Annotated in this window: 21 protein-coding genes; 6 read left to right on the top strand and 15 right to left on the bottom strand. The window is 28.0% G+C overall.

Features of this window, described 5'->3' with window-relative positions; translation table 11 throughout:
• Positions 1–53 precede the first annotated feature (53 nt).
• The 4 genes from flaA to Bmayo_RS03365 form a co-directional block, all read right to left on the bottom strand.
• Positions 54–1,079 (bottom strand): flagellar filament outer layer protein FlaA, encoded by a 1,026-nt coding sequence (flaA, locus tag Bmayo_RS03380; RefSeq protein ID WP_075552322.1) that lies wholly within the window; start codon positions 1,077–1,079, stop codon positions 54–56.
• A 79-nt stretch (positions 1,080–1,158) separates the two neighbouring features.
• A complete protein-coding gene (locus Bmayo_RS03375) occupies positions 1,159–1,710 on the bottom strand; it encodes a flagellar filament outsheath protein (RefSeq protein ID WP_075552321.1) in 552 nt (183 codons plus the stop codon).
• Complete coding sequence (locus tag Bmayo_RS03370) at positions 1,700–2,698, bottom strand: N-acetylmuramoyl-L-alanine amidase (RefSeq protein WP_075552503.1); 999 nt, start codon at positions 2,696–2,698, stop codon at positions 1,700–1,702. The genes Bmayo_RS03375 and Bmayo_RS03370 overlap by 11 nt, the downstream gene beginning before the upstream one ends.
• A complete protein-coding gene (locus Bmayo_RS03365) occupies positions 2,691–3,650 on the bottom strand; it encodes a glycosyltransferase family protein (RefSeq protein ID WP_075552320.1) in 960 nt (319 codons plus the stop codon). Before Bmayo_RS03365 ends, Bmayo_RS03370 begins: the two co-directional genes overlap by 8 nt.
• Positions 3,651–3,707: 57 nt before the next feature.
• Between Bmayo_RS03365 and Bmayo_RS03360 the strand changes: the two genes are divergently transcribed.
• Entirely contained in the window at positions 3,708–4,379 is a 672-nt protein-coding gene (locus Bmayo_RS03360; RefSeq protein WP_075552502.1) for a hypothetical protein, read from the top strand.
• A gap of 8 nt (positions 4,380–4,387) precedes the next feature.
• Here the strand turns inward: Bmayo_RS03360 and Bmayo_RS03355 are convergent, their stop codons facing one another.
• The 3 genes from Bmayo_RS03355 to Bmayo_RS03345 are packed head-to-tail and all read right to left on the bottom strand — an operon-like array spanning position 4,388 to position 5,633.
• Positions 4,388–4,837, bottom strand: a complete 450-nt coding sequence (locus Bmayo_RS03355) for a DUF192 domain-containing protein (protein ID WP_075552319.1) — start codon at positions 4,835–4,837, stop codon at positions 4,388–4,390.
• Positions 4,838–4,856: 19 nt separating this feature from the next.
• The gene (locus Bmayo_RS03350) at positions 4,857–5,267 is read right to left on the bottom strand and encodes a hypothetical protein (protein ID WP_075552318.1); all 411 of its coding nucleotides are present in this window, start codon (positions 5,265–5,267) and stop codon (positions 4,857–4,859) included.
• Positions 5,268–5,276: 9 nt separating this feature from the next.
• Positions 5,277–5,633 carry a hypothetical protein gene (locus Bmayo_RS03345; RefSeq protein ID WP_075552317.1) on the bottom strand — a complete coding sequence of 119 codons (357 nt, stop codon included), beginning with the start codon at positions 5,631–5,633 and terminating at the stop codon, positions 5,277–5,279.
• A gap of 104 nt (positions 5,634–5,737) precedes the next feature.
• Between Bmayo_RS03345 and era the strand changes: the two genes are divergently transcribed.
• Complete coding sequence (gene era / locus Bmayo_RS03340; RefSeq protein ID WP_075552316.1) at positions 5,738–6,610, top strand: GTPase Era; 873 nt, start codon at positions 5,738–5,740, stop codon at positions 6,608–6,610.
• A gap of 82 nt (positions 6,611–6,692) precedes the next feature.
• On the top strand, positions 6,693–8,270 hold the full coding sequence (gene lysS, locus Bmayo_RS03335; RefSeq protein ID WP_075552315.1) for a lysine--tRNA ligase: 1,578 nt from the start codon (positions 6,693–6,695) through the stop codon (positions 8,268–8,270).
• 55 nt (positions 8,271–8,325) lie between these two features.
• On the opposite strand, the gene gpmA is transcribed toward lysS, so the two are convergent.
• Positions 8,326–9,072 (bottom strand): 2,3-diphosphoglycerate-dependent phosphoglycerate mutase, encoded by a 747-nt coding sequence (gene gpmA / locus Bmayo_RS03330; protein WP_075552314.1) that lies wholly within the window; start codon positions 9,070–9,072, stop codon positions 8,326–8,328.
• A 145-nt stretch (positions 9,073–9,217) separates the two neighbouring features.
• On the opposite strand from gpmA, the gene rpiA reads away from it, so the two are divergent.
• Positions 9,218–9,904, top strand: a complete 687-nt coding sequence (gene rpiA, locus Bmayo_RS03325) for a ribose 5-phosphate isomerase A (protein WP_075552313.1) — start codon at positions 9,218–9,220, stop codon at positions 9,902–9,904.
• Here rpiA and psgB read toward each other — a convergent pair.
• On the bottom strand, positions 9,891–11,027 hold the full coding sequence (gene psgB / locus Bmayo_RS03320) for a HemN-related non-iron pseudo-SAM protein PsgB (RefSeq protein WP_075552312.1): 1,137 nt from the start codon (positions 11,025–11,027) through the stop codon (positions 9,891–9,893). The genes rpiA and psgB overlap by 14 nt on opposite strands.
• A gap of 107 nt (positions 11,028–11,134) precedes the next feature.
• Between psgB and Bmayo_RS03315 the strand changes: the two genes are divergently transcribed.
• Positions 11,135–11,965: a DnaJ domain-containing protein gene (locus tag Bmayo_RS03315; RefSeq protein ID WP_075552311.1), complete on the top strand. Its 831-nt coding sequence runs from the start codon at positions 11,135–11,137 to the stop codon at positions 11,963–11,965.
• On the opposite strand, the gene Bmayo_RS03310 is transcribed toward Bmayo_RS03315, so the two are convergent.
• The 6 genes from Bmayo_RS03310 to groL form a co-directional block, all read right to left on the bottom strand.
• Positions 11,962–13,104 (bottom strand): hypothetical protein, encoded by a 1,143-nt coding sequence (locus tag Bmayo_RS03310; RefSeq protein ID WP_075552310.1) that lies wholly within the window; start codon positions 13,102–13,104, stop codon positions 11,962–11,964. The two genes, Bmayo_RS03315 and Bmayo_RS03310, sit on opposite strands and share 4 nt — an antisense overlap.
• Before the next feature lie 25 nt (positions 13,105–13,129).
• Positions 13,130–14,029, bottom strand: coding sequence for a protein translocase subunit SecF (gene secF, locus Bmayo_RS03305; protein WP_075552309.1), 900 nt, complete (start codon positions 14,027–14,029; stop codon positions 13,130–13,132).
• Positions 14,013–15,773 carry a protein translocase subunit SecD gene (gene secD, locus Bmayo_RS03300; protein ID WP_075552308.1) on the bottom strand — a complete coding sequence of 587 codons (1,761 nt, stop codon included), beginning with the start codon at positions 15,771–15,773 and terminating at the stop codon, positions 14,013–14,015. Before secD ends, secF begins: the two co-directional genes overlap by 17 nt.
• Before the next feature lie 61 nt (positions 15,774–15,834).
• A complete protein-coding gene (yajC, locus tag Bmayo_RS03295; RefSeq protein ID WP_145924593.1) occupies positions 15,835–16,173 on the bottom strand; it encodes a preprotein translocase subunit YajC in 339 nt (112 codons plus the stop codon).
• Complete coding sequence (locus Bmayo_RS03290) at positions 16,166–16,462, bottom strand: hypothetical protein (RefSeq protein ID WP_075552306.1); 297 nt, start codon at positions 16,460–16,462, stop codon at positions 16,166–16,168. The genes yajC and Bmayo_RS03290 overlap by 8 nt, the downstream gene beginning before the upstream one ends.
• A gap of 66 nt (positions 16,463–16,528) precedes the next feature.
• Positions 16,529–18,166, bottom strand: a complete 1,638-nt coding sequence (gene groL / locus Bmayo_RS03285) for a chaperonin GroEL (RefSeq protein ID WP_014653826.1) — start codon at positions 18,164–18,166, stop codon at positions 16,529–16,531.
• 190 nt (positions 18,167–18,356) lie between these two features.
• Between groL and Bmayo_RS03280 the strand changes: the two genes are divergently transcribed.
• A complete protein-coding gene (locus tag Bmayo_RS03280; RefSeq protein ID WP_075552305.1) occupies positions 18,357–20,045 on the top strand; it encodes a histidine kinase in 1,689 nt (562 codons plus the stop codon).
• The last annotated feature ends 86 nt before the right edge of the window (positions 20,046–20,131 follow it).

The raw sequence follows: 20,131 nt of genomic DNA, 5'->3' as shown, positions 1-20,131 counted from the left end.
ATCTTATATATGTAAAGCCAACCTTTTAGGTAGCTTTACATATTAATTTAAACTTACTTTTTTGGAGATGATTCATCGGGTTTTTCACTCTCAACCTTTTCTACAAAGTTTTGGAAAGAGCCTTCAGGCATAGAAATTTTTTCTCTAAGCTTTAAAACTCTTTTAAAAGTTTCGTGAGCCTTTAATTTGCGAAGGGATTCAGTTCCACTGGTCTCATAAACTTTAAATACAGACTCACTATCAATGTCAGAATCTATTGAAACGCTCAACTTATCATAAAGAACTCTTAAATCTTTAACATAAAAGATAAAATTTTGCTCTTTTGAACTATGTGATTTTGAAACTCTAAAAGCCTTAAATCTCATTTTACTTGAAGCAAGAGGATAATTTGGAACATCGTCTTTAATTATTCTAGATGATATATTAGGAATATAGTTAGGATTTGACCAAATTAAATCAGCCCACCCTTTAAACTTTAAAGTCCCCATGGAGTAAGCATATTCCATACCATTCATATCTTCAAATAAAACTTCAAGATCTATCTCATACCCTAAACTATAAACTGACACCTTAATCTCTTTCATAGTTTTAATATTATCAATAAGACCTTTGCCTAAAAATTGATTACCACTTTCCCCTGAATAAAAAGGAATTTTAAATGGCGGCATAATCATAGCAGATGATTGAGAATAACTTGGGAATAAAACTCTTACTCCTAAAATAGTATCACCTGCGTACCTTTTTGACTCACTCTTAACAACAGCAGGCGCAACAACTGAATTTTTAACGTAGGCTTGCAACCTTGCAGAAGGAGTAAGCAAAACGCTCCAATTATTTATCCCAAGATCTACAACCATATCTTCCGGTTTAACAATACCAGAAGCACCTGAATATACATAATCAACATAATTTGTAAGGTCAAGCTTAGTTGAACTTGGGTCTCTTGCAAGTTCGGCAAAATCTAAAACTAATTCTCCAGGCTCTGACCTTTTAGAACCTTCTTTTAATCCATCAGTCTCTTGAGCAAAAAGAACAGTGGATAATAAAAAAAATAAAATACTTTTAGCTTTCCTTTTCATGTAAACCAACTCCTTATATATATAAAGCTTTTATAAAATTTTCATTTTTTAATTGTTGTTATTAGTAAAATCAAATTCATCAACTTTGCTCCTTCAAGATACACCCTTCAACAAGAATAACAAGCTTTTTTATCTTGCCAGGATAGTTAAAGCGCATTGTTTTTATTAAAGACATAGCAAATAGATTAACCTTAACATCAAAAGATTCATAAGATTCATTATAATCACCATTATTAAAAGAATCATAAAATTCTCTTGAAAGATTTATATAATAAACTCCATTCTTTAAAAAAGAATATAAAAATCTTGCATCACTTAATAAAAATCCAAAAGAAAAACCCTCATTGCTTCCCAAAAGGAAATCTTTTGCTAAAAGATCTAAATTATCTTTCAATTTTTTTTCATCTCTTAAATACCTTAAATTAGCAACAAATCCCTTGCTAGAACGAAAATAAAAAACCTTTTTTGAAAAAAGATTATCATAATTTAAAAAAACCATAAAAATAGAAAACAAAAAGCTTGCTGCTAAAAACCCCAAAAGCACTCTAACCATATGTTCTTTTTTCAAATTTAAAAATTTATAAATCGCCGCATCATACTTAAAAAATACATCTGAAATATTATTTTTCATAAAAATTTATAAATTCCATTAAAGCTTTAAGTATTAGAATATTAAACTTGCTCATGTAATTATAATCCAAAATTAATTTAGCATCTGAAATATTAGACAAAAAGCCCATTTCAATCAACACAGCAGGCATACTACTGTTTTTTATCACAAACCATTGTTCTTCTCTAATTGGCCTAATATTAGTTTCGCTTAACTCATTTTTAAACACTTTATACAAAATTTCAGCCAATCTTTTTGATTCATATTTATATTTAATATCTAGTATATCATTAAGCTCGCTTAAGTATCTATTACCTTTAATATCATATCCCTTAAAATCTTTAATAACCTCTCTTTTTGAACCTTTGGGAAGATACCAAAACTCAACTCCTCTAGCTTCGCTGTTTGGAGCATCATTAGCATGTATGGATAAAAATATGACATTATTTGGAAAATTTGGCTTTATTGCATTTGCAAATTCCGACCGTTCTTTTAAAGTTAAATAAACGTCATTTACACGAGTTAACAAAATATTTTTATTTACAAAATAATTGCTTAAAATTTTAGATAGATATATAGAATAGGTTAATGCAAAATCTTTTTCTTGAAGCACAACATCATAACCATCTATCTTTAAAGTCACAACCGCACCAGAATCACGTCCGCCATGTCCAGGATCAATAATTATCGAAGTAATTCTAGGCTTATTATAACTTTTAAGAGAACTGAAATAATTTTTAATTTGTTTTAATACCTTTTGACTTATTAAAATTTCTCCACGAATGTCAATAATTGGATCTACAAACATATAATAACCAGAAGATGTAAGCGCATATTCAAAACCTACCCTAAACTTTAAATATCCTTTATCATTTTCAATTGTAAAAACATCATTTTCAATGTTAAAATCGAACTTAAAAACATTAGCATCAAAAAAATCAAGAACATTTAAATAATCAAGGGTTTTGGAATACAAGCTTAAATATGAAAACAAAATCAAATCAATCAATAATATCATTTTCCCAAAGCTCAATGGCACTCTTTAAGTCTCCTTTGAATCTTAAGCTATTTTTAGCAATCTCTCCTTTTATCTCCTTAAACTCTTTTTGGAATAGAAAAGGATTAATTTTGTATTTTAAACAAATTTTACAAAACCTTAAAAAAGAAAAAACAACACCATTTCCAACAAAAATTGGAACATAATTCTTAAGCAAAAAAATCAAAAAACTTTTATTTTTGGTTAAATTTTCTGGTGAATTTAATGCAGTATACTGAATTCTGAGCTTTCTATAAATATAAACATGTTCCCCAAAATAAACAGCTCTTAGTCCAAAATCTATTCTTTGAAAATATTCATTTTGAATCCTTGCGTCAAAACCTCCAAGTTGTAAAAACTTCTCTTTAGAATAAAGTCCGCAATAATCCATGGTAATTAAAGTTTTTTCATAGTCTTTCTCAGAATTTACTAAAATTACCTTAAACTTTTGTTTTTTATCTATACTGGGAAGAAAAATTGAAGGAATCATTTCCTCTTCTTTATCAAAAAACTCGCCCCCAACAAGAAGAACATTTTTTTTAACTATTTCATCGAATATATTTGGAATCCAAAAAGGATTTAACAAGTACATATCACTTTGCAAAACAAAAACAAAATCACAACTGGATTCTTTCATTGCTAAATTAACCTTTTCCCCGGAATTCAAATCATCAGAAAGTAAAATAAATTTTAGCTTATCATAACTTTCTGAGATAAACTGCAAAGAACTTCTATTGCTCTGTTTTTCAATTGAAATTATTTCTCTTATAAAGTCAAAATTGGATAAAAATTCAAACAAATCTTCTCTAAAAATTTTTGTTCCTCTGCTTAATATTACAAAAGAAATTCCAAAAGAAGATTTTTGTGAATAATTATTTTTAGATTGAATAACAGTATATGAATAGCCGCTACCTGGAAGACGCATAAATTACTTTTAAAATCCTTACAATTAAATTATAATAATCATATGCCAAATAATACAATGTTATTTGCAAGAATAATGAATATTGATACATTATTCTATAGCATGATTATTATCATTTTTACATTCATTTCTTGCAATTATAAGAATATACAGTATGACAAGAGAATTAAAAAATTTTTAGATAAAAATAAAATTGAATATAAAATAGACTCAGAAAATGACTTTATAGCATTTAAAGATATAAACAATAACGAAAGAGAAGAAATAATCATCAGGTCAAGGCTAAACTTATATAAAAATTCAAAGATAAGAGAAATATTTGGAATTGTCAAAGTATTTGACATAAGCACACAAAAAATAAAAGAAATATCTGAATCCCTTATGAGCGACAGCTATAATAACAGAGTATTTGGATCATGGGAAATTATTCATAATGCAGAAAGAGGAATCAACTCTTTAATATATATCGTAAAAGCAGAAGAATTTGCAAGTGAAACATTTTTGCTTGATGCAATTGACGAGATTGCCTCAACAATAACTATTTTTAAAAAAATAATAACAACCAACAACGAAAGCATTGAGAATAATAAAACAAATAAGAATATAAATGAATCAAGTGAGCAGTCTACCTTAAAGCAAGAAGAAACAAATTCATCAAAAGAATCTAATAAAAATGAACTTAAAGAAAATCAAATAGAAGAAGAACTTCAAGAAATCAAAGCTCAATGATTTTAAAATCATTCTACTGACAAAGAATTAATATCAAAGCAAAAATACACCTTATCACCAATTTTTATTTGAAATTTAGAAAATGAGCCTCTTGGAAGCTCAAGAGCATACTTTGCCTTATAAAGAGAATTAACATTTGCCCTAGAGTACGGTTCTAAATCATAAATCTCTTTAATAATTCCATTTGAATCAATATAAGCTATTTCAAGCAACAAAGGTGTATTTTCCATCCAAAAAGATAAATTTTGCTCTTTTTTAAAAACAAAAAGCATTCCATTGCCATATTCAACTTTTTCAGTACCCATATAACCTTTTGCCCTATCAAGCTTATTAGATGCTATTTTAACAAAAAACTTAACCCCATTTATCACAACTTCTTTATCATAAAAATGATCAGTAAAAGACAAAAAAGACATCGGCAAAACTAAAAATAAAAACCATTTTAAAATTTTTTTCAATTATCAGCCCTATTAAAAATCATTTATTATAATTTGAAATATAAGATTTTAAAGTCATTCTTAAAATATTTTTATTTAAAACAATAATACAATCACCAAGATCCCATAAATAATTCAAAGGCGTTACCAGCGTAGCCTCACCAAACTTTTTCTTTACCTCAATAAAAATTGAATACTGAGATATTAATTTTTTATCAAAAACAAAAGTGTAGGAAAACATTTTATTTTTGTCAAAATTAAAAACAGCATATTTTAAATGGGTTTTAGCAATAAATTGCAAAGTCTGCTTCCTAGCATAAGGAAATTCAACTTCTTCAACATCATAATAAAAAATAGTACTCTTGAGAACATTATCTTTAACAGACTCCATGCTAGAACCCATAACAAAAGAGGTAAAAATAGAAAATAAATAAAAAACTGTAATACCCATAAAAAGCCTTTAGCCATAAACAATATAAAGAAAAAGTATAACAAATAAAAAACTTGAAAATAAATAAAGCAAAATACTAACATTAATCCCAAAATGGAAAAGCCTTACAAAGACCTTAGAAGCTGCTCTATCATTTACCATTCTTGCTCTTTCTTTTCTTTTAAAGGGTTTTTCTTTAAGCTCTTGAAAAGGACTGTAGTGACAATTAGGGCAACCTTCTCCAAAAGCAGAAACTGGACCTACATGCCTACAATTTGGACATTCGATATCACCAAGCTTAGCAGCACAGTTAGGACAAACAGACCTATTAAGTCCAACTTTTTCACCACATTGCTCACAAAAAACTTCAAAATTTATCTTTGCCAAACTAAAATTCCTTAAATTTTACTTAAAAATAAGCATTTAAAATGCTATATAATTAATTATAATAAAAAATGTATGAATATTATATATTTAAGGAATGCTAAAACATGAAATCGGGATTTGCAGCAATACTTGGTAGACCATCAACTGGAAAATCTACCCTTTTAAATTCAATATGCGGACATAAAATATCAATCATATCCCCCATTCCGCAAACAACTAGAAACAAAATAAAAGGAATCTTTACGGACAACAGGGGACAAATTATTTTTATAGACACACCGGGATTTCATCTGAGTAAAAAAAAGTTTAATATTGCAATGATGAAAAACATACACTCTTCAATAGGAGAAGTTGGACTTATTTTATACACAATAGACATTCAAGACAAACCTGGAGAAGAAGAAAATAAAATGTTAGAAATAATTAAAAACTCTAAAATTAAATTTTTAGTACTACTTAATAAAATTGACCTTAAAAATACAAAAATAAAAGAAATAACACAATTTCTAAAAGAAAAAGGAATAGAAGATAATAATATAATTAAAATATCTGCTGAAAAAAAAATTAACACAGAAGAATTAAAAAATAAAATTTATGAAAATTTTTCAGAAGGACCACTTTATTATCCACAAGAATACTACACGGATCAAGAAATAAATTTTAGAATTAGTGAAATAATAAGGGAAAAAGCTATTGAAAACCTAAAAGAAGAGCTTCCCTATTCTTTATATGTGGATATTGATACCTTAGAAAATAAAAAAAGAAGTCTTTTTATCAGGGCAAATATTTTTGTAGCAAACGAAAGTCAAAAAGGAATAATTGTAGGAAAAAACGGGAAAGAAATAAAATCAATAGGGGAAAGAGCAAGAAAAACAATTGCAAAAATTTTTGAAACAAAATGCAACCTATTCCTACAGGTAAAGCTTAAAAAAAATTGGAACAAGGAAGACAAGCTAATTAAAAGACTTATAAATTAACATTTAACTACAATTTTCTAAATTCTTGAAACTTTAAAAACAAAATGCTAAAATTTAATTAAATTTAAATTAGGAATAAAATGTGAAGACAGCGCATTGGGCAGATTTTTACGCAGAAAAAATAAAAAAAGAAAAAGGTCCAAAAAACTTATACACAGTAGCATCAGGAATTACTCCATCTGGAACTGTGCACATTGGCAATTTTAGAGAAGTTATCTCGGTAGACCTTGTAGCAAGAGCTTTAAGAGGCTCTGGATCAAAAGTAAGATTTATTTATTCTTGGGATAATTACGACGTATTTCGAAAAGTTCCCAAAAATATGCCAGAACAAGAACTTCTTACAACTTATTTAAGGCAGGCAATAACAAGAGTCCCTGATACAAGAAGCCACAAAACAAGTTATGCAAGGGCTAATGAAATTGAATTTGAAAAATATCTGCCTATAGTAGGAATCAATCCTGAATTCATTGACCAAAGTAAACAATATACCAACAGTGCTTATGCAAACCAAATAAAATTTGCACTTGATCATAAAAAAGAACTCTCTGAATCATTAAACGAATATAGAACTTCAAAGCTTGAAGAAAATTGGTATCCAATCAGTATATTTTGTACAAAATGTAATAGGGATACAACAACTGTAAATAATTATGACAATAATTACTCTGTTGAATACTCATGTGAATGTGGAAATCAAGAATCTCTAGATATAAGAACTACATGGGCGATTAAACTTCCCTGGAGAATAGATTGGCCTATGAGATGGAAATATGAAAAAGTTGACTTTGAACCTGCAGGAAAAGACCACCACAGCAGTGGCGGTAGTTTTGATACATCTAAAAATATTGTAAAAATTTTTCAAGGTAGCCCACCTGTAACATTTCAATATGATTTTATTTCAATAAAAGGCCGTGGAGGGAAAATATCCTCCTCATCAGGAGATGTCATATCGCTCAAAGATGTTCTTGAGGTTTACACGCCTGAGGTCACAAGATTTTTATTTGCCGCTACAAAGCCAAATACTGAATTTTCAATCTCATTTGATCTTGACGTAATCAAAATATACGAAGATTACGACAAGTTTGAGAGAATTTACTATGGAGTAGAAGATATAAAAGAAGAAAAAAAAAGATCATTTAAAAGAATTTACGAGCTATCTCAACCATACATGCCAAGCAAAAAAATCCCTTATCAAATCGGATTTAGACATTTAAGTGTAATCTGTCAAATATTTGAAAATAATATAAATAAAATTCTAAATTACTTGAAAAACGTTCAAGAAGATCAAAAAGACAAACTAATAAATAAAATAAACTGTGCAATTAATTGGATAAGAGATTTTGCACCTGAAGATTTCAAATTTTCATTAAGATCTAAATTTGACAATATAGAAATACTAGAAGAAAATAGCAAAAAAGCAATTAATAAACTTTTGGATTTTTTAAAGAAAAATTTTGAAGTTGCTACAGAACAAGACATTCAAAACGAAATATATAAAATTTCAAGAGAAAATAATATAGAACCTGCTTTATTTTTTAAACAAATTTATAAAATTTTAATCGACAAAGAAAAAGGGCCTAAATTAGCTGGATTTATCAAAATAATTGGTATTGATCGCTTTGAAAAGATTGTAAGTAAATATATTCAAGCCTTAAAATGATAAAAAAATAAGCCATAATTATATGACTTATTAACACTTTAATACAAATAAATCGTTACTTTAACTTTCCTTGACTAGCAACAGATTCCATTGCCTTTTTAATCTTACTTTCATCACCTAAATAGTAATGCTTAATGGGGTTTAAATCTTTATCTAATTCGTAAACCAAAGGAATGCCTGTAGGAATGTTAAGCTTTAAAACATCTTCTTCGCTTAAATTGTCAAGATATTTAACAAGCGCTCTTAAAGAATTACCATGAGCAGCAACAATAACTTTTTTACCTTCAAGAACTTCTTTTGCAATTTCATCTGTCCAATAAGGAATAACCCTTGCAACAGTATCTTTAAGACACTCTGTTGAAGGAAGTTCCCTTTTAGGAATATATTTATATCTTGGATCTTTTATGGGGTGACGATCATCAGACTCATCCAAAGACATTGGTGGCACATCATAACTACGTCTCCAAATTAAAACTTTATCTTCCCCATATTTTGCAGCTGTTTCTGACTTATTTAAACCCTGCAAAGCCCCATAATGTCTCTCATTTAATCTCCAGGTTTTTTTTACACTAATATAAGATTGACCTAGTTCTCGCAAAATAATGTTTAAAGTGTCATTAGCCCTTGACAATAAAGAGCTAAAGGCAATATCAAAAGAATAACCTTCTTGCTTGAGAAGCAAACCTGCCTCTACAGCCTCATCGATACCTTTATTAGAAAGTTTAACATCTGTCCAACCAGTAAAAAGATTTTCTCTGTTCCATTCACTCTCTCCATGTCTTACTAAAACTAATTTATACATAAAATCTCCTAGCATATTATTTTATTTACTAATACTAATAATTATAAATTAGCACAAAATCTAGTCAAGATTTCAACCTTAATTAAATAATGATATACTTTAAAATATATTGAGCTTTAAGTTCATCAAGCAAGGAAAAGAATTTATGGAAAATCAAAAAAGTTTGGTAGCAAAATATGCAATTGATCACTACATCAAAAACAATATGAACCTTGGGATCGGAACAGGTACAACTATTTATTATGCAATAAAATATTTAAGCGAAAAGATAAAATCGGGCAGCTTGAAAAATTTAAAATTCTATACAACAAGTAGTGATACAAAATATTTACTCTCAAAAGAACAAATTCCCTATGAATCAAATTTTTCAAAACTTAACAAAAATCTAGACATTGCAATTGATGGAGCCGATGAAATTCTATTAGAAAAAAAAAGCTTAATAAAAGGAATGGGGGGCGCTCATCTAATGGAGAAAGTAATAGCTTACAATTCAGAAACATTACTAATAATAGCAGATGAAACAAAAATTGTAAAAAAATTGGGAACAAAAATGCCTATTCCCATAGAAGTTGCACAAAGTGCTGTTGGATTTATTATGACTAGACTTGAAGAAATGAATTTAGACACAACCTTAAGAATTTGTAACGAAAAAAAAGGACCTACTATAACTGATAACAATAATTATATCTTAGATGTAAAAATGCACGTAGAAAATCCTGAAGGAACAGAAAAATACTTCAAGCTATTTCCAGGTATACTTGAGATTGGAATATTCAACCATAAAAACACAAAAATAGTTTATTACCAAAACAAACAAATCAAGGAAGCCTAAACTTCACTTTAAAAAAGTTATCATCAAAATAGTTTATAATTTTTACTAAATAAAAATCTAACTTAAACCTTTCATGCCCTTTTAATAAAATAATATTGTCATTAAAAACAAACTTTTTACCTAAAGTTGAGCAGTAATCAATAAACTGAATAAATTGTTTTTCATTATACTCAAATCTAAGCTTAAGAGATCGCATGCTAACACCTTGAATAGTTCCAAGCCCTTGAATAAAATGATAAATAAAAAACTCTAAATCCTCTAAAAATTTAAACGTTACCAAGTGATTATTTGCTTTAACAAAACCAAAATCTTTTCTAATCAAAGCTCTTACATTATTATTCTTATCATTACAAAAGAGCAAGCTTACAGCATGCAATCCTAATCCTAAATACGGTTTTAACTCCCAATTTAGCTTATTGTGCTTACTCTCATGACCCTTTAATGCAAAATTAGTAATTTCATAATTAATGTAGCCATTGGATTCTAGACACTCAAGAGCACAAAACCAAAGCTTTTCCGAATTAATACCGTTATCAAAATCTCTCAAGATAATAAAGCCCTCCTCTTCACATATAAAATCACCAAAACAAATATGCTCAGGAATATATGAAAGCAATTCTTTCAAATCACGCTTGAGATGAGATTTTTTTTGCAAAGGCATATTGATAGCCATATCAATATTTAAATCAAAAGGAAATTTTCTAATATTGCTAATCAAAATATTCAATTTTTCATAAGAAATTTCAGGCATCCCTACAATCTTTCTAAATTCTAAAGAAAAACTTTGAACATTAAGATTAATTCGAGTAATACAAAATTCATCCAAAAGTTTTAATGTTTCAAAATCAACATAACCTGGAATAATTTCTAAAGTAAATTCTTCTAATAAAGCCAAATTAATATATTTGGACAAAGAAGTGAAAATAAATTTTAAATTATCTTGCCTGCATAAACAAAAATCTATATGCTTAATGTAAAGTGTTTTTATAATTGGATGACCCAGCAAAATTAAATGGCATTTTAATTCCTCTAAAATTCTATTAAAAATGCTAAAATCTTTACAACAAAATGACACATTAATATAAAGGCTTAACTCGATAAGAGGTAAAAGATCTACTCTCATAATTGGTCTTTTAAAAATTTAGGTTTAATTATAACATATATAAAGTACAAATAGTAAAATATATTTAAAAAATATAATAAATAAGGGAGATTTGAAGGAGATTTTTAATGACCAAAGACTACTACAATATACTTGGAATACAAAAAAATGCTAGTAATGAAGAAATCAAAAAAGCTTACAAAAAATTGGCAATAAAATATCACCCGGACAAAAACAAGGGAAACAAAATAGCTGAAGAAAAGTTTAAAGAAATAAATGAAGCTTATGAAATTTTATCTTCTCCTGATAAAAAAAGAAATTACGACTCTTTGGGTAGCACTAATTTTAATGGCAACAACGACCATTTTGAAAGAGAATTTAATAGTACAAGATTTAGCAATTTTGAAGATTTAGATTTTTTTTCCAAAATATTTGGAGGATCTTCAAGACAAACAGCAGACAGAGAAATAACTGTAAATATTTCACTTTATGATGCTTATATGGGAAGTAAAAAAATAGTACTTATAAACAACAAAAAAATCGAGATAATAATCCCAAAAGGGACATTAGAAACAACTAAAATAAAAATAAACAACAAAGGTTCTATTAATCCAATTTCTGGAATAAAAGGGAGCTTAATAGTCAAATTTAATATATCAAGTTATAAAAATTTTAAACTGAATGGAAAAACCTTAGAAACAGCAATAGAGGTTTATCCCTGGGAAATAGCTTTAGGTTGCGAAAAGCTATTTGAAACAATTGAAGGGAAAAAAATAAAACTTAAAATTCCTTCGGATGCAAAAAATGGAGAAATTCTTAACTTAAAAGGACTGGGAATGCCCATAATTGGAAGCAGCTCAAAAAGGGATCTTAAAGTCACATTGATAGTAAAAATTCCCAAAATAATAAATAATGAAGTAAAAATTATTTATGAAAGATTAAAAGAGATATACAGTTAAAGTGTTTCTAAAAATAAATGACCAAAATTTTTTAAATTTGCCTCCCAGCCCGACCTATATTCATTAAATTTACTTATTTTCAATTCATATTCTTTGATTCCATCCTCAATATTATCAAAATTTTTAGCAATATCCACTGAAAACTGAAAAACATCCCCTTGTCTGGGGGCAAGAGTAAAAAAGGCAAATTTCCAATTTCCAGAATTTATAGTAGATACAATTCTTTTTTGGAAAACATAATCAGAAATTAAAACAAATTTTTGAAACTCTTTTCTTCGTAAATAAATAAGCTCATTCCACTCATTAAAAATAGCATCTGGTAATTCGTTTAAACCAATCTCAATTATATTATTGATAGATAAAAGAATTTGTAAAATTTCTAATAAATTTAAATAATAGCTATCAAAACATTGAATTGTAATTTCAAGCAAAGCAATTTTTATAAGCAGTTTAGAAATGTCAAGACTATGATCTTTCATGATTTTATCAATTCTCTCTTTTGTGTGATCTATGATAAATTTTTTATGAGTTTCTTTAATATTGCTACTTTTTTTAATTTGTTCCACTTTTTCATAATAATCATTAATTTCTTTATTAATTACATCTAAATTATTACTATTGGCCTCATTGGAGAAAAAATTCAATGAATTGCTAAGTCGATCTAAAAATTCTTCTTGAATAAAGAACGTAGCAATTCTTATGCAAGAAAATGGAGCTTTACTCTTTTTTTCAAAATTTTCAATTTTTTGTTTAAGATCTACTCTAAAATTTAAATATTTAAGCTTGTCCAAAAATTTATTAAAACAGGAAACATCTTCTAACAATTCATCTTCATGAATGTCTAAAAATTGGGAATTAGGATGATATTTTCTTATCAAATTTTTAATAATAAGTAAAGTATCTAAAAAAATAGCTTTATTGGCCTCCCAAGATTTATTGATACTAGGATTAAAATCTCTATAAATCTTATCCAAAAACACAAGTTTATCTTTTAGCAAATTAGCATCGTTAATAAGACTTGATTGTTCTCGATAAGAATAATAATTTATTAAACTATACCTAAAAATACTAAAATTAAGATATTTTTGAAAATCAAAAAATCTATAAAATCCTAATGAACCAAAATCAAAAAACTTCATGCTACAATATCTTCTTATTTAAGATTTACTTTATCTTTTTATATAGATTTAAAAGTATTGGAGACGCTATGAATACAGAAGAATAAGTTCCAACAATTACCCCTACCATAAATACCAAAGAAAAATCTTTTATAGACCCTTCAGTAAACACATAAATAGAAAATACTGCAACAAATGTTGTAACTGACGTCAAAACAGTTCTTGATAAAGTTTGACTAATACTTATATTTAATACATTTAAAAATGTATTATCGGTTAATCGCTTAACATTATCTCTAATCCTATCAAAAATAATTATTGTGTCGTTTAAAGAATATCCAATAATGGTTAGTATTGCCACAATAATATAGCTATTAATCTCTATTCTAAATGCCCCTAAAAAAGCAACTATAAAAAATATATCATGAAATATTGAAAGTATCGAAGCAATAGCATAACTTAATTTAAATCTTAAAGTTATATAAATCAAAATCAGGATAAATGTTCCTAATACCAAAAATATTGACCTAATTCTCAAAGTAGAAGAAAAACTTGAATCAATAAAATAAGAATCTAAAACTTCAATATTAGTATTAAATGTTTTTTTAAGTTCATCTAGCACTGTTTTTTGAACTTCTGTTTTAAAAGCATAATCAATGACATCAGACTTTACCATAATAGAGAATTCGCTTTTATTCTCATTTGGTGAAAAAATACTATTAACATCTAAAGTCTTATAAATAGGAGAAAATATTTCTTTAATTTCATTTTCTTTAATATTTGATTTTTCTATTGAAAGATTAATATTAACCCTAGAAGAAAAATCTATTCCCCAATTGTATCCACCATGATAAAAAAAAGTATAAATAAGCCCAATCAAAATCAAAACAACACTAACAATTAAGACATTGCTTCCATATTTTGAAAAATTAATTACTCTTTGCATATTTTGAACTCCAAGATATACCTATAAATTTGCTCTTTCTAACAGATATGATAAATTCCAAAATAAATCTTGAAAAAATCAAACTACTAAAAAGGGATGCTACAATTCCAACAGAAAGAGACCAAGCAAAACCTTGAATAATCCCTGTTCCAAGAAGAGTTAAAAAAATCACTGCAATAAATGTCGTTATATTTGCATCCATAATTGATAAAAAAGCTTTTTTAAAACCATCTTCAAAGGCATTTTCAAATTTCCTACCCTCTCTAATTTCTTCTTTAATTCTCTCATAAATAACTATATTTATGTCCACGGCCATACCCATTGTTAAAATAAGACCTGCAATGCTTGTTAAAGTTAAAGTAAAATTAAAGGCCGACAATATTGCTAAAATTAAAAATATATTATAAATAACAAGCGAAAATCCAGCTACAATGCCACTCAAACCATAATAAACACACATAAACAAAAAAACTAAACAAAGAGCAAGCGCAGAAGCTTTAATACCAAGGTTAATAGTCCTAGCACCAAGAGTAGGGCCTATTATTCTCAAATCATCTATTTTAATATCAACTGGAAAAGCTGCGGTTTTAAAAACTAAAGCAAGATCTAAGGCCTCTTTTTTATCAAAAGAGTCACCTTGAATTGAAACATTACCCCCGGTAATAGCATACCCAATTCCTGCCACAGACTTAATTTTACCTTCCATAACAACGGCCAAAGACTTTCCAATATTTTTTTGAGTAAATTTAAAAAATTTTTCACTTCCATCAACATCAAGACTAAAGGCAACAGTATCTCGACCCGTTCTAGGATCATTAGAAACCCCAGCATCTTTAATGTGAGCACCATCAAATGAATTTTCAGGACTTGCATCAACTACATAATAACGAACTGATAACTCATCATCCACCCCATAAGAATCTTTAACATACCAAGGAAAAATTTGCTTACTATCTGGAAGGTTCATGCTTGCTTGAATTTCAGAAATAGAAAAAAAAGAGCCTGCTTCTAATATTTTTCTATGCAAAAGAGATGTAGACTCGTCATCAACCACATAAAAAGTTAAATTTCCTTTTCCACTCAAAAGAGTGCTTACTCTACTCTCATCTTTTTCTCCAGGAATATCTAAGAAAATTTTATTTCCACCAGCCTCTCTTACGATTTTAGGCTCTGTAAGCCCAAACCTATCTACCCTATCCTTAAGAATTTGCATTATACGATAAATAGCATCCTCTCTCTCAGCAAAAGTCAAAGAACGACCTAATTTTTTTTCAACACTTGAATAATCAAGAGAAATGGCAACGCTCATCCCTCCAGACAAATCAAGCCCAAGATGTATTATTCTACTTTTGTCCTTCTTTATATTCTCATAATACCTATAAATCTCTAAGCTTACTTCTCCCATATCTGAATCGGTTAAAAATCCTTCACGCAAGGTTTTAGCAGTAAAAATATTGGGTGGAATTTTCATTGAAGACTTATAATTATTTTTTGCTATAGGAATCAAATAAGACAGACTAGCTGGAATGCTGCTATTTGGATCTTTATTATACAACTCTTTAAGCTTAACAAGATCATTTAAAGCTTTTTTCTTTGAATAATTCCTTAAAGCTTCTTGTGAATATGAGCTTATTTTTTTATCCTCAACGCTCATTAAAAAATACCACTTTAAAGTCGGGAATATTAAAAGACATGCAAAAAACGTCACCAACAATATCAATATAAGCTTAGATCCTTTTTTCATTATACAAATCCTTAAAATTTTAAAAAAATACCATTATTAGCTAACAGTTCTAATTTTACTTTTAAACAATACCTTTTTTAACTTCATTTTTTTCAGACAAAACCTTATCAATAGAGTTTTTTATGAATACCGCTTCGTTATTTGGGCTTAATTCTAAAATAACATCCGTATCACCTAATTTTTTCACAACTCCAAAAATTCCACCTATTGTTAATACCTTATCGCCTTTTTTTAGATTTTTTATCATTTCCTTTTTATTCTTTTCTTCCTTGCGCTGAGGAGATATCACTAAAAACCAAAATATAGCAATAACAGGCACAAAAACTAACAAACTTCGTAAAAAGCTACTATTGCCGCTAAATTCTTGCAATAAAAACACAAAACCCCCTATACTATATATATGTCACTTTTATCTTATTAATATCATCAGGATAAACTACTCCAAATAAAAGCTTGAAATCGTCTTTTTTAGTATAATTAGAATTACTTATTTTATTATATTCTTCAATTAAATAATTGATAAGAACATCGTCATTTCTATAAAGAGCTTTACTAAAAGCACTTCTGTAAAGTCCAAGTTCAAAAAGTTCTTTAACACTTTTACCTTTATTTTCTTTTAAAAGCTGTCTATCTACTATTGCTTTTGAACAATCATAGCCTATACAAAAAACAAACTCATCCTCACTCAAAATAATTCCTTTGAATAATAAAATATTCACCGGCAAAAACACAAGTTCGCCGGCGAAACTTTTAATTTACATCATCCCCATTCCTGGGTCCATAGGATAACCACCACCACCAGAAGTATTTTTCTCTTCTTTAATATCGGTGATTGCACATTCTGTTGTTAATAAAAGTCCAGCAATCGAAGCAGCATTTTGAAGCGCACTTCTTGTAACCTTGGCAGGATCAATTATTCCACTCTCAATCATATTTACCCACTTAAAGCTGGAAGCATCAAATCCAAGCCCTTTTTTCTCGGTTTTAATTTGATGAATATAAATAGATCCTTCAAAACCAGCATTTGAAATAATCTGTCTCATTGGCTCTTCAAGGCTTCTTTTTACAATCTCAAAACCTTGCTTTTCCTCATAGCTTAGTTTGCTTGTATCTATTGTATCTAAATACATGGCAACTTCAATAAGAGTTGATCCACCACCAGGCACAACACCCTCTTCAACAGCAGCACGAGTTGCAGAAAGAGCATCTTCAACTCTATGCTTTTTCTCCTTAAGCTCTACTTCAGTAACAGCTCCAACATTAATAACAGCAACTCCGCCTACAAGCTTTGCAAGACGCTCTTGAAGTTTTTCTTTATCATATTCAGATGTTGAATCTTCAATTTGTTTTTTAATAAGCTCTGATCGTTCCTTTATTTGTTCTTTATTGCCGGTATTAATAATAGTAGTATTGTCTTTATCAACCTTAATAGTTTTAGCCTGCCCAAGTTGCTCAATCTCAACTGTCTCAAGAGTAAGACCTAGCTCCTCACTAATTAAAACACCGCCAGTAAGCACCGCAATATCTTCAAGCATTGCTTTTCGTCTATCACCAAAACCAGGAGATTTAATTGCACAAACTTTTAAAGCTCCTCTAACACTGTTTAAAACAAGAGCAGCAAGAGCATCCCCTTCAATGTCCTCAGCAATAATCAATAAAGGCTTATTTGTTCCTAAAACTTTCTCAAGAACTGGTAAAAGCTCTTTAATAGAACTAATCTTTTTCTCATATATTAATATAAAAGCATCATCAAAACTAACGCTCATATTTTCTTTATTGGTGGAAAAATAAGGAGAAAGATATCCTCTGTCAAACTGCATACCCTCAACATAAGAAATCGTAGTATCAAAAGTCTTTGATTCTTCAACTGTTATAACACCATCTTTTCCAACTTTATCCATTGCCTCAGCAATTTTTTCACCTATATAACTGTCATTATTAGCAGAAATTGAAGCTACTTGTGCAATCTCTTCTTTTGTTGTAATTTTTTTTGCAGACTGACGAATTTTCTCAGCAGCCAAATTTACAGCATGATCTATTCCCTTTTTTATTCCAATAGGATTAATTCCTGAAGAGACATTCTTAAGACCCTCTCTTGCAATAGCATAAGCAAGAACAGTAGCGGTTGTTGTTCCATCACCAGCAACATCATTTGTTTTAATAGCAACTTCCTTTAAAAGCTGTGCTCCCATGTTTTCAAACGGATTTTCAAGCTCAATCTCACGAGCAACGCTAACCCCATCCTTTGTAACCGTTGGAGAACCGAACTTTTTATCAATAAGAACATTTCTCCCTTTTGGCCCAAGAGTTACTTTTACAGCATTGGATAATTTTTCAACGCCGCTAAGTAAGCTTTTTCTAGCATCTTCATTAAAATATATGTCTTTAGCCATAAAAATTTTACCCCTTTATATAAATAAAATAATTTATATTTAACATTATAAGATTAACATAAACTTAATACATTCGCTATAGCATATTGCTTCTATATATCAAAAAATACAAAATATACAAAACCAGCACAAATTTTTATTATATAATGTAAATATTGACTAATCTTTATATTATAAAAACAAAGAATTTATGTTTAGAAAACTAAAAAAATCAAAAACTTATATTGTTATTATTTCAATAACTAAATTTTCAGAGAATAACTTGTTATTAATAATATCAAATATAAAATATTTGATTGAACACAAACAGCTAGCTTACAAAATACATTGGACATTTCCAATATACTTTTTTGAAATTCTAAGAGAACACGAGGAATTGAATAAATGGCTATTTGAAAGATTTAAAACCAACATAGATATATATATGCCTGGAACTTACAGTGGAAGCCCTCATGAATATATGCTGCACGATGAGATACATTTGGATTTGTATTGGGCACTAAAAAATCCATTCAAAAGTGGATATAAAGACATATTTCAAAATACGCCTATTATGTTTTATATATACAACATAGAAAAGTTTAGAAAAAAAGTGACTGAGCTTTATAGAAAGCTTAATTTCAATTATACAGAAGGAATAAGGCAGAGCAAAAATAATAAAAATTACTTAATTTTTTATAAAAATAACTGCCAATATTTATATGAAGTCCAAAAAATAGATTCTCCAAAAAGCAACGTAGAAACTCTTATTTATTTTTATGAAATCAAAGAAACTTATGATAATCAAGACTTAAAAAATTTTTTACTTTATTTAAAAGCATTAGAAAATAACTTACACAGCATTAAGATACAAAATCTAGAAGGATCTAAACTGACTACCGAACTACTAGAGATTCCGAAATTTAACTCCCTGAAAGAGCAAGAGCCAATAATAAATTTTCAAAACAAAAGACTCAAAGATTATCAAATTAACGAAAAAAGTTTAAGAGAATTTTTGATAAATAAACACCAAGATGAAATTATCAAAAATTCAGAATCAATTGTGCCTAAGAATTTGGAATACAATATGGAAGGGAATTTCACACTATCTCACGATCAATACAATATCAAATTCGAAAATGGAAAATTAAATAAAATAAAATTTAAAGATAAAAAAGTTGAATTTCTCAACACATCTAGAACCTATTTTAAAGTTTCATCAAAAAAAGAGTTAATAAAAGAAGCATCTATTGAAAGCTCATTTTCCTTCTCAAATGAAAAAATTTTAGGAATAAAACAATATTTAGCTTTTAACTCTGCTAAAAAATCAACAATTGATTTTTTTATAGATGAGACTATCTCTAGCTTCTTTATATCCATTAAAATAAAATGGCCTTCTAAAATCAATCTAGATAAAAAAACATTAAAAAAATGCAATCCTGATTATCTTCTTGAATATTCGGCTCTTGAAATACCTGTTTTTGAAATTACAAAAGGCACTAATTTAAAAATAACAGCAAAATACAGCGATCTTGATACTTATGAAAAAATAATAATAACTAAAAACAATCCCAAAGGCTACATTAATGGTACAGAATTTTTGATATCCAAAGGAAATGATAAAAACAGTAATTTTTTTATAAGCTTTTTAAATGTTGAAAAACATATCATTCATACAATTAATTATAAAATTGAAAAAATAAATTCTAAAAAATGGTTAATTTTAAATATAGGGGGTTCTTATAACACAGTAAAGATCCAAGATGTAATAAATTACTCTCAAACACTAAATTTAATGATACTACCATTAAATAATAATTTTGATAACAAAATAAAACTGAATTCAAAAATAAAAAATTTAATTTTTTATACTAATATAAAAAAATATGAAAATAAATAAATAATAAGTAGTAAAATATTAATAACTGGGTATAAAATTATCTTAATGAGAACATAAAAAGTATTTAATCTTTAATTTAAATAAAA

The organism is Borreliella mayonii, from assembly GCF_001945665.1.
GTDB lineage: Bacteria > Spirochaetota > Spirochaetia > Borreliales > Borreliaceae > Borreliella > Borreliella mayonii.
This window is presented reverse-complemented; position numbering and strand designations above follow the sequence as displayed.

Bases quoted from the DNA above. Each gene is read 5' to 3' on its own strand.
- groL (WP_014653826.1), bottom strand. From the start codon at position 18,166: ATGGCTAAAGACATATATTTTAATGAAGATGCTAGAAAAAGCTTACTT.
- rpiA (WP_075552313.1), top strand. From the start codon at position 9,218: ATGGAAAATCAAAAAAGTTTGGTAGCAAAATATGCAATTGATCACTAC.
- Bmayo_RS03280 (WP_075552305.1), top strand. From the start codon at position 18,357: ATGTTTAGAAAACTAAAAAAATCAAAAACTTATATTGTTATTATTTCA.
- era (WP_075552316.1), top strand. From the start codon at position 5,738: ATGAAATCGGGATTTGCAGCAATACTTGGTAGACCATCAACTGGAAAA.
- psgB (WP_075552312.1), bottom strand. From the start codon at position 11,027: ATGAGAGTAGATCTTTTACCTCTTATCGAGTTAAGCCTTTATATTAAT.
- Bmayo_RS03360 (WP_075552502.1), top strand. From the start codon at position 3,708: ATGTTATTTGCAAGAATAATGAATATTGATACATTATTCTATAGCATG.
- Bmayo_RS03310 (WP_075552310.1), bottom strand. From the start codon at position 13,104: ATGAAGTTTTTTGATTTTGGTTCATTAGGATTTTATAGATTTTTTGAT.
- gpmA (WP_075552314.1), bottom strand. From the start codon at position 9,072: ATGTATAAATTAGTTTTAGTAAGACATGGAGAGAGTGAATGGAACAGA.
- secD (WP_075552308.1), bottom strand. From the start codon at position 15,773: ATGAAAAAAGGATCTAAGCTTATATTGATATTGTTGGTGACGTTTTTT.
- secF (WP_075552309.1), bottom strand. From the start codon at position 14,029: ATGCAAAGAGTAATTAATTTTTCAAAATATGGAAGCAATGTCTTAATT.
- Bmayo_RS03375 (WP_075552321.1), bottom strand. From the start codon at position 1,710: ATGAAAAATAATATTTCAGATGTATTTTTTAAGTATGATGCGGCGATT.
- Bmayo_RS03350 (WP_075552318.1), bottom strand. From the start codon at position 5,267: ATGGGTATTACAGTTTTTTATTTATTTTCTATTTTTACCTCTTTTGTT.
- Bmayo_RS03315 (WP_075552311.1), top strand. From the start codon at position 11,135: ATGACCAAAGACTACTACAATATACTTGGAATACAAAAAAATGCTAGT.
- Bmayo_RS03365 (WP_075552320.1), bottom strand. From the start codon at position 3,650: ATGCGTCTTCCAGGTAGCGGCTATTCATATACTGTTATTCAATCTAAA.
- flaA (WP_075552322.1), bottom strand. From the start codon at position 1,079: ATGAAAAGGAAAGCTAAAAGTATTTTATTTTTTTTATTATCCACTGTT.